At 73.8% G+C, this 2,367-nt stretch carries 2 protein-coding genes and 1 tRNA gene; all 3 read left to right on the plus strand.

Annotation, left to right across the window (positions count from 1 at the left end; genetic code table 11):
- On the plus strand, positions 1-1,846 hold a 1,846-nt coding region (locus NWP10_RS11575; protein WP_258301004.1), incomplete at its 5' end, for a S8 family serine peptidase.
- Positions 1,847-2,044: 198 nt separating this feature from the next.
- A tRNA-Val gene (locus NWP10_RS11580) sits at positions 2,045-2,118 on the plus strand.
- 64 nt (positions 2,119-2,182) lie between these two features.
- Positions 2,183-2,367: hypothetical protein (locus tag NWP10_RS11585; protein ID WP_258301005.1), on the plus strand; the 185-nt coding region annotated here is incomplete at its 3' end.

Below are 2,367 nucleotides of genomic sequence, written 5' to 3' on the forward strand. Positions count from 1 at the left end.
CGGGCGCCTCCGGTGGTCAGCAGGAGCCGCCCCCGGGCCCGGCCGGCCCCCCCGCCCCGCCGCCGCGGCCCCGCTGGCCACCGCCGACGCCGCGGACCCCAACGCCGACGGCTACGACTCCTTCATCGTCACCTACAAGGAGACCGCGCAGAACTCCAACGGCAAGGGCCGCGCCCTGGCCTGGGGCAAGGCCGCCAAGGCCGCCGGCGTCTCGGTGAAGGAGCTGCGCGAGACCGCCCTCGGCTCCCACGTGGTCCAGGCCGACCGCAAGCTGGACCAGTCCGAGTCCGCCCGGTTCATGGCCGACCTCAAGGCCTCCGGCGCCGTCGAGGACGTCGAGCCCAACGCCATCATGACCGCCACCGGGCTGAGCCCGGTGGACGCCCTCTACTCCCAGCAGTGGGGCTTCACCGGCACCAACGGCATGCGCGTGCCCGGCGCCTGGGACTACAACACCGGCTCCGGCGTCACCGTGGCCGTGCTCGACACGGGCATCACCTCCCACCCCGACCTCGACCGCAACGTCGTGGCCGGCTACGACTTCATCTCCAGCTCCGCCGCGGCGCGCGACGGCAACGGCCGCGACTCCAACCCGCGCGACGAGGGCGACTGGTACGCCGCCGGTGAGTGCGGTGCCTCGCAGCCCGGCGACTCCTCCTGGCACGGCACCCACGTGGCCGGCACCGTGGCCGCCGTGACGGACACCCAGGGCGTGGTGGGCGTGGCCCCGAACGCCAAGATCCAGCCCGTCCGCGTCCTCGGCAAGTGCGGCGGCTCGCTGGCCGACATCGCCGACGCCATCGTCTGGGCCTCGGGCGGCAGCGTCACCGGCGTGCCCGCGAACGCCAACCCGGCGGACGTGATCAACATGTCCCTCGGCGGCTCCGGCACCTGCGGCACCACCTACCAGAACGCGATCAACGCCGCCGTGAACCGCGGCGTTCCCGTGGTCGTCGCCGCCGGCAACGAGAACCAGCCGGCCGCCAACGCCCGCCCGGCCAACTGCTCCAACGTCATCACCGTGGCCGCCTCCACCAGCCAGGGCGCCCGCTCCTCGTTCTCCAACTACGGCTCCGCCGTGGACGTGACCGCCCCCGGCAGCAGCATCATCTCCACCATCAACAGGGGCCTGACCACGCCGACCACGGCCGGCCACGCCTCCTACAACGGCACCTCCATGGCGACCCCGCACGTCGCGGGCCTGACCGCCCTGATGCTCGCCCAGCAGCCGGGCATCACCCCGGCCCAGGTGGAGTCCACCCTGAAGTCCACCGCGCGTTCCATGCCCGTCGCCTGCTCCGCGGGCTGCGGCGCCGGCCTCGTGGACGCCACCCGCGCCGTCGCGGCGCTGGGCGGCGGGACCACCACCCCGACCCCGGAGGAGCCGACCCCGACCGGCGTCATCGTGAACGGCGGCTTCGAGTCCGGCGCCACCGGCTGGACCGGCACCCCCTCGGACTTCGTGGGCAACGCCGCCGGCTACGCCCGCTCGGGCTCCAACTACGGCGTGCTCAACGGCTACGGCCGCTCGAACACCGGCACCGTGGAGCAGCGCGTCACCGTCCCGGCCTCCGGCGCGAGCCTGAGCTACTGGCTGCAGGTCGGCTCGGACGAGACCACCACCCGCTCGCAGTACGACACCCTGGCCGTGCAGGTCGTTGACGGCTCCCGGACCACCACCGTGAAGTCGCACTCCAACCTCGAGAAGGGCACCTCCTACGCCCAGCACACCGTGGACCTGTCCGCCTACAAGGGCAAGACCGTGACCCTGCGGTTCCGCGGCGTGGAGGACTACTCCAACTCGACCGTGTTCCGCATCGACGACGTGGCCGTCACCGCCAAGTGACGTCCTGTGCGGGCCGATGAGGTGCGGCCCGCACCCGGCGCCCGTCCCCACCATCCGCGGGGGCGGGCGCCGCCGTGCGCCCGGCCGGGGCCGCCGTCCCCGGGGCACGGGCCGGCCCCGGGCGGCCGACTTGCCCCGCGCCGGGGGAGGGGGGTAGTATCCATCGAGTTGCCCGGGCGGAAGCGCCGCGGAGCACGAGGATCTTTAGCTCAGTTGGTTAGAGCGTTCGCTTCACACGCGAGAGGTCGCTGGTTCGAGTCCAGTAAGATCCACCCAGCGGGGCCCTCCTTCGGGAGGGCCCTTTCTCATCCCCGCACCGCACACGGAGAGGACACGGTGAGCCGCATGGAACCGGAGGGCACCCACGAGCCGGAGCGGTTCGACCCGCGGGTCGCCGAGCCCCCCGCCGTCCCCGCCCTCATCCCGGTGCTGCGCCCCGCCTCGGCGGACCACGACACCGCGCCGCAGGACCCGGCTGCCGCCGAGGACGCCCGGCCGCACCCCGCCGAGGACGCACACCC

Source organism: Micrococcus sp. HG099 (genome assembly GCF_024723355.1).
Classification (GTDB): domain Bacteria; phylum Actinomycetota; class Actinomycetes; order Actinomycetales; family Micrococcaceae; genus Micrococcus; species Micrococcus endophyticus.